Below are 6,195 nucleotides of genomic sequence, written 5' to 3'. Positions count from 1 at the left end.
GGCGCCCCGAAGGAGAACGGCCGAAGAGCACCCGAATACCGGCACTCCGGGACCCGCCGTCGCGCGGCCGGCGCCGCTACAGCGCGGCCAGCTCCGCGACCAGGTCGTCCAGGCCCAGCGAGCCCTGCGAGAGGGCGGCCATGTGCCAGGCCTTGAGGTCGAACGCCTCGCCGCGCGCCTCGTGCGCCGCCCGGGCCGCCGCGCGTCCGCGCAGCCAGGCGCGCTCGCCCAGCTTGTAGCCGATCGCCTGGCCGGGCATGCCCAGGTAGCGGACCAGCTCGCTGTCCAGGAACTCGGCCGACAGCCCGCAGTACAGGCCGAAGAACTCCCGGGCGGAGTCCGGCAGGACCGTCTCGCCCGGCTTGTACGGCGAGTCGGCGGGGAACTCCAGGCCGGCGTGCATGCCGATGTCCACGATCACCCGCAGTGCGCGCATCATCTGGGCGTTGAGGTAGCCGAGCCGGTGGCCGGGGTCGGTGAGGTAGCCCAGCTCGTCCATCAGGCGCTCCGCGTACAGCGCCCAGCCCTCCAGGTTGGCGCTGACCCCGCCGATGCTGACCTGGTAGGTGGAGAGCCGGTCGGCGACGTAGCTCCACTGCGCGAGCTGGAGGTGGTGGCCGGGGACGCCCTCGTGGTACCAGGTGGAGACGAGGTCCCAGACCGGGAAGCTCTGCCGGTCGAGGGTCGGCAGCCAGGTCCGCCCGGGGCGGCTGAAGTCCAGCGACGGGGCGGTGTAGTACGGCGCGGCGGCGCTGCCGGGCGGGGCGATCATCGACTCGACCCGGGTGACGGGCTCGGCCAGGTCGAAGTGGGTGCCCTGGAGGTCGTTGACCGCCTGGTCCATCAGGCCCTGGAGGTACTCGCGGGTGGCCTCGGCGCCCTCGATGGCCGGGCCGTCGCTCTCCAGCCACTTCATCGCCTCCATCGGGGTGGCGCCGGGGAGCACCTTCCCGGCCTCCGCCTTCATCTGGGCGAGCAGGTCGTGGAACTCCTCCCAGGCCCAGCCGTACGCCTCGTCGAGGTCGAGGTCGGCGCCGGTCCAGTAGCGGACCCAGCGGCCGTAGCGCTCGCGGCCGGTGGTGTCCGGGGCGTCGGCGGCGGCCGCGGCGTACTCGTCGCCGAGCCACTCGCGCAGCCGGTCCAGCGCGTCGGAGGCGGCGAGGGCGAGCTCGACCAGGCCCGGACGCAGCGACTCGGGGGCCTGCCGGACGAACTCGCCGAACCAGCCGCCGGGGTGCTCCCCCTCCGCCCACTCCTCCAGCTGCCCGACCATGGTGGCGACCTGGCGGGGGCCGGAGAGCAGGCCGCGCCGGATGCCCTCGGCGAGCGTCTCGCGGTACTGCTCCAGCGCGGCGGGCACCCGGGCCAGCCGGCGGCCGGCCTGCTCCCACTGCTGCTCGGTCTCGGTGGGCATCAGGATGAAGACGTCCCGCAGGTTGTGCACCGGCGAACCGAGGTTGCGGATCGCGCGGAAGCCCTCCCCCGCGTCGTGGACGGCGAGTTCGGCGGTGAGCCGCTCGCGCAGCAGCCGGGCGCAGCGGCGCTCGGCCTCGTCCTCGGCCGCACCGGCCTCCTCCGCCTCGGCGAGCCGGGCGAGGGTCTGCCGGGCCAGGGCGGCGATCGCCTCGTTGCCCGCCGGGGAGAGGTCGGGCAGGCGGTCGTCCTCGGGGTTGAGCCCCAGGTACACCGCGGTCAGCGGGTCCAGCGAAGCGAGCGCCTTGACGTAGGCGTCCGCGATACGGCGCGGGGTGGTGCCGTCGGAGCTGATCAGTTCTTCAACCATCCGGACATCATTTCGTGGCAGGGCCCGATTGCAAGCCCCCCTCCCCTGGCATGGACCGGCCAGATCGGGGACGTCCGGCCGGCCGGTGCGCGCGCACCGCGCCCGTCCCGGCCGGGCCACCGGCTCCCCCGGCCGGGACAGGCCCGCCCCGGCCGGAAGCGGTCACCCGATCAGGTGAAGGGGCGGGGCACGGACGGCCGTTCGAGAAGTACGCCGCAGGCCAGGGGCGGAACGACGGGACGGCCGTTACGCTGACCGCCATGGACGCCAGCTCAGCCTCAGCCCCCAGCACCTCCGAGGCCCGCCCGCGCCGCGCCGGATACCGGCGGCTGCCGGTGGAGCAGCGGCGGGAGCAGCTGATCGCGGTGGCCCTGGAGCTGTTCGCCGCGCGGGCCCCCGAGGAGGTGGGCCTGGACGACGTGGCGGAGGCCGCCGGAGCGTCCCGGCCGCTGGTGTACCGCTACTTCGCGGGCGGCAAGCAGCAGCTGTACGAGGCCGCGCTGCGCAGTGCGGCCGAGGAGCTGACCAGCCGGTTCACCGTGCCGCTGACCGGCACCCCGACCGCGCAGCTGGCCGCCGTGCTGGACCGCTACTTCGCCTTCGTGGCCGAACACGACGCGGGCTACGCGGCGCTGCTGCGCGGCGGTTCGGTGGTGGAGACGGCGGGCACGTCGGCGATCGTGGACGAGGTACGGCGGGCGGCGCTCAAGCGGACGCTGCGCCATCTGGGGGTGCGGGAGGCCGGGGCCCGGCTGACGCTGCTGGTCCGCTCGTGGATCGCGGTGGTCGAGGGCGCCTCGCTGACCTGGCTGGACGGGGACCGGACGGTCCCGGTGACCGAGCTGCGGGACTGGCTGGTGGACCAGTTCGTGGCGATGGCGGCGGCGACGGCGCTCGGCGACCCGCAGACCGCGGAGGTGCTGGCCGGCCTGCTGGCGCTGGAGGGCCCGGACGACTCCCGGGCGGCCCGGCTGCGCGCGCTGCTGGCTCCGGACGCCTGACGGCGCACCGCGGGGAGGCACCCCCACCCCGGCCCCCGTGCCCGGGGCCGGGGCCGTCTCAGGACGGGCCCGGGGCGGCAGCGATGCCGCGCGTCACGCCTTGCCGAGCACCTGGCGCTGGCGGCCGAGCCCGTCGATCTCGATCTCGACGATGTCCCCCGGGGCGAGGAACGGGGTGCCCGGGCGGCCCAGGGTGACCCCGGCCGGGGTGCCGGTGACGATCACGTCGCCCGGCTCCAGCACCATGAACCGACTGGCGTACCGGACGATCTCCAGCACCGGGAAGATCATCTGCGCGGTGGAGCCGTCCTGCCGCAGCTCGCCGTTGACCCATAGGCGCAGCGGCAGCCGCTGCGGGTCCGCCACCTCGTCGGCGGTGACCAGCCAGGGCCCGAGCGGGGTGAAGGTCTCCGCCGACTTGCCCTTGTCCCACTGGCCGCCGCGCTCGAACTGGAAGGCGCGCTCGGTGACGTCGTTGGCGATGGCGTAGCCGGCGATCACCTCCGCCGCCGCCGCGTGGTCCTCCAGGTAGCGGCCGGTGCGGCCGATCACGATCGCCAGTTCGGCCTCGTAGTCGGTCTTCTCGCCGCCGCGCGGCACCAGCACCTCGTCGTACGGCCCGACCACGGTGGAGCTGGGCTTGAGGAAGATCACCGGCTCCTCCGGGATCGGCGCCCCGGCCTCGGCGGCGTGGTCGCGGTAGTTGAGCCCGATGCCGACCACCTTGCCGGGCCGGGCGACCGGCGCGCCCACTCTCCGCCCTGCGAGGTCGGCCTCGGGCAGCAGACCGGCCGCCACGTCACGGGCCAGCGCGGCCGGGTCGAGCCCGGCGAGGAAGGAGCCGTCGATGTCCCGGGCCCGTCCGGAGAGGTCGTACGCGGTGCCGTCCTGGCCCAGCACGACCGGACGCTCGGCGCCCGGCGGTCCGACACGGAGGAGCTTCATCTGAGCGTCACCACCAGTTTCTTCGCAGCTGGCCGGGGCGGCCGCAGACCGCACCCGGACTCTTGCCTGCGAGGTATATCAACGCCTCCCACCTGCGAACCAGGGTGTTCCGGTGGGCGAATTCCTATCAATTCCCACAAGCGGCGACCGTGCCGAATCGGGTGCCCGTACGGTTGACAGCCCCCGGCGCGGGGGCGGGCTCGGTCGCGGGCCCCGGCACGGCGGCCCGGCACGACGACCCGGCGCGGCGGCCCGGCCGTCGGCGGCGCCTCAGCCGTGCTGCGGTCCGCCGTCGAGGAGCTGCCGCAGGGACAGCGTGCGGGGCGCGCCCGGTCCGCTGCGGTCGCGCTCGCGCCGCCAGCGCTCCAGGTCGCGCACCGCGTCGGCGCGGGCGTCCGGCTCGGCGGCGAGCGCCTGCTCCAGCTCGCCCAGCAGCGCCACGGCGGCGCCCGGGCTGCCGTCGCGGGCCAGCCAGAGGGCCAGGTCGTGGCAGGTGCGCAGGGTGCGGAGGTCGTCCGGGCCGCAGATCCGGGCGAGCTGCGGGACCAGCCGGGTGAGGATCTCGACGGCCTCCCCCGGCCGGCCCTCCACCCCGTACTGCCAGGCCTGGTCGGCCCGCCGGCGCAGCGACTCGGCGCTGGGCTCCTCGACGCCGACCTTGATCTCGCGCAGCCGGCGGCGGACCTCGGCGGCGTCGGCGGGCCGGTCGGCCGGGTTCTTGGCGAGCAGCCGGCGGACCAGGACGGCCAGTGCCGGGTCGGGGGTGCGGATCGGCGGCGGTGGGTCGTTCAGGTGCTGGTACATCATGGTGACCGGCGTCCCTGCGTTGAACGGCCGCTGCCCGGTGCAGAGTTGGAAGAGCACCACGCCGAGCGCGTACAGGTCGGCGCGGCCGTCGATCGGGTCGCCGGACCAGCACTCGGGGGCCAGGTAGGGCGGGGTGCCGATGACCACGCCGGTGGAGGTGAGCCCGCCGCCGGTCTGGGTGAGCAGCCGGGCGATGCCGAAGTCCAGCACCTTCGCCTCGCCGCTGTCGGCGATCATGATGTTCTCCGGCTTGATGTCGCGGTGCACCACGCCCGAGCGGTGCGCCGCGTCCAGCGCCTTGCAGACCTGCCGGATCCACTTCAGCGAGAGCGCGAGGTCCGGCGTGCCCTCCCTGAGCAGGGCGGACAGCGGCCGGCCGTGCACGAGTTCCATCACCAGGTAGTGGGTGGACCAGGCGCCCTGCTGCACCCGGCCGTAGTCGTGCAGGGTGACGATGTGCGGGTTGGAGAGGCTGCCGGCGGTCTTCGCCTCCCGGACGAACCGCTCGACCGCCTCCTCGTCGCTCGCCTTCTCCTCCGAGAGCACCTTCACCGCGACCGACCGTCCGATGTTGCTGTCGTGCGCCGCCCAGACCACGCCGAACCCGCCCGCGCCGAGCTTGCGCTCCAGCCGGTAGCGGCCGTCCAGCACCTCCCCAGCCCTCATGTCTCCCCCAGCCCCCAAGTCCACCGGATCCGAACGGTGTTCACCGTGACCGGGACACGATAGCGGCGGGGGCGGACGGGCGGGTGAACACACGGCCCCGGTTCCGGAAGGGCCGGTCACCGCGTCACCGCGTCACCGCGTCACGGCGTCACGGCGTCCGCGTCACCGCGTCACGGCGTCACGGCCCGAAGATCTCCTCCACCAGGTCCTCGGCCGTGACGTGGTCCGGCGCGGAGAGGATCCAGTCCCCGACCCCCTTGATGCCGGTACCGCGCTCCAGCGCGGTCAGGCAGGCGTCGGCCTCCTGGTCCGAGGTGAAGTCCCAGGCCAGCAGGCGCCGGACCAGGACCAGCGCCTCGGCCTGGCCGATCCGCACCTTCCGCGCGCTGCGGGAGCGGCGGGCCGGCTGCGCCAGCCGCTGCTGGTAGGCGGACAGGTCGTGCCAGGCCTGCACGGTGGTCGGGTGCTGCTCGCCGAGCGCCCGGGCGAGGTCCGGCAGCAGGGTGCGCAGCTGGAGCACGGCGCCGTCCAGGTCGCCCCGGTTGGCCGCGTACACCGCGAGGTCGTGCCGCGCCTTCAGCACCCGCGCGTCGTGACCGCCCCAGACGGCGTGCATGTCCGGCAGCAGCTGGGTGAGCCGGCGGATCGCGCTGACCGTCTCGCCGCTCTCGCCGATGCACCAGGTCAGGTGGTACCGGGCGGCGAGGGTGTCCGGGTCGGCTTGGCCCAGGGCGAGCCGCATGTCCTCGGTCACCGAGGTGAGCAGCCGGATCGCGCCGTCGAGGTCGCCGGCCCGGCTCAGGTACCAGGTGAAGTCCCGCCAGGCGTTGAGGGTGTCCCGGTCGGTGGCCCCGAGCGCGACCACGGAGTCCTGGGCGACCGCCTGGAGCTGCATCGCGGCTACGACTGGCAGTTCCTCTACTGGTACCTGATCCGCTTCACCGGCTCCAGCCCGTTCGGGCACTCGGGCTGCCTGGACGTGAAGACGCTGTA

The 6,195-nt window shown here is 74.5% G+C and carries 5 protein-coding genes; 1 reads left to right on the top strand and 4 read right to left on the bottom strand.

Annotation, left to right across the window (positions count from 1 at the left end; translation table 11 throughout):
• Nucleotides 1-76: 76 nt before the first annotated feature.
• Nucleotides 77-1,783, bottom strand: coding sequence for a DUF885 domain-containing protein (locus ABZ885_RS33455; RefSeq protein ID WP_360197151.1), 1,707 nt, complete (start codon nucleotides 1,781-1,783; stop codon nucleotides 77-79).
• Nucleotides 1,784-2,043: 260 nt separating this feature from the next.
• Between ABZ885_RS33455 and ABZ885_RS33450 the strand changes: the two genes are divergently transcribed.
• The gene (locus ABZ885_RS33450) at nucleotides 2,044-2,784 is read left to right on the top strand and encodes a TetR/AcrR family transcriptional regulator (RefSeq protein ID WP_360197148.1); all 741 of its coding nucleotides are present in this window, start codon (nucleotides 2,044-2,046) and stop codon (nucleotides 2,782-2,784) included.
• A 93-nt stretch (nucleotides 2,785-2,877) separates the two neighbouring features.
• Here ABZ885_RS33450 and ABZ885_RS33445 read toward each other — a convergent pair whose 3' ends face one another.
• The 3 genes from ABZ885_RS33445 to ABZ885_RS33435 form a co-directional block, all read right to left on the bottom strand.
• Entirely contained in the window at nucleotides 2,878-3,729 is an 852-nt protein-coding gene (locus ABZ885_RS33445) for a fumarylacetoacetate hydrolase family protein (RefSeq protein WP_360197145.1), read from the bottom strand.
• A gap of 270 nt (nucleotides 3,730-3,999) precedes the next feature.
• Complete coding sequence (locus ABZ885_RS33440) at nucleotides 4,000-5,202, bottom strand: serine/threonine-protein kinase (protein WP_360197142.1); 1,203 nt, start codon at nucleotides 5,200-5,202, stop codon at nucleotides 4,000-4,002.
• A gap of 178 nt (nucleotides 5,203-5,380) precedes the next feature.
• Entirely contained in the window at nucleotides 5,381-6,097 is a 717-nt protein-coding gene (locus ABZ885_RS33435) for a hypothetical protein (protein ID WP_360197139.1), read from the bottom strand.
• Nucleotides 6,098-6,195 lie beyond the last annotated feature (98 nt).

The sequence above is a fragment of the Kitasatospora sp. NPDC047058 genome, assembly GCF_040643935.1.
Lineage (GTDB): Bacteria > Actinomycetota > Actinomycetes > Streptomycetales > Streptomycetaceae > Kitasatospora.
The sequence above is the reverse complement of the archived record's forward strand: the minus strand, read 5'-3'. Positions and strand labels throughout refer to the sequence as shown.